The organism is Gryllotalpicola daejeonensis (assembly GCF_039538145.1).
In the GTDB taxonomy this organism is placed as follows: Bacteria; Actinomycetota; Actinomycetes; order Actinomycetales; family Microbacteriaceae; genus Gryllotalpicola; species Gryllotalpicola daejeonensis.
The window spans coordinates 1-657 of record NZ_BAABBV010000004.1; the positions used below are offsets into that span (position 1 = coordinate 1).

The following is a 657-nucleotide window of genomic DNA, read 5'->3' on the forward strand; positions in this document are numbered from 1 at the left end:
CCGAAGTCGACTCACTCAACGACGTCGACGCAGACCCGCTCAGACTCTGGGAGGTCGATTCACTCAACGAAGCCGAACCGCTCAGACTCTCCGACGTCGACTCACTCAACGACGTCGACACAGAACCACTCAAGCTCTCAGAAGTCGACTCACTTGCCGACGTGGACGCCGACGCGCTCAGGCTGCCTGACGTCGACTCGCTCACCGAGGTCAACGCAGAACCACTCAGGCTGCCCGAAGTCGACTCGCTCAAGGAGGTCGACGCAGACCCGCTCAGACTCTCGGACGCCGACTCGCTTATTGAGGTGGACGCCGATGCACTCAGGCTGCCCGAGGTCGACTCGCTCGCCGAAGTCGACACGGAACCACTCAAGCTCTGCGAAGCGGACTCACTTGTCGACGTCGACGCAGAACCGCTCAAGCTCTGCGACGTCGACTCGCTCATTGAAGTCGAGGCGGAGCCGCTCAAGCTCTCGGACGTCGACTCACTCAGCGACGTCGACGCAGACCCGCTCAAGCTTTGCGAGTCGGACTCGCTCAACGAGGTCGAAGCAGACCCACTCAAGCTCTCGGACGTCGATTCACTCACCGACGTCGACGCAGAGCCGCTCAGACTCTGGGAGGTCGATTCACTCAACGAAGCCGAACCGCTAAGAC

At 61.3% G+C, this 657-nt stretch carries 1 pseudogene; it reads left to right on the forward strand.

The annotated features are described in order from the left end of the window. Positions 1–161 precede the first annotated feature (161 nt). Positions 162–657, forward strand: a pseudogene (locus ABD736_RS16360) (hypothetical protein); the annotation flags it as partial.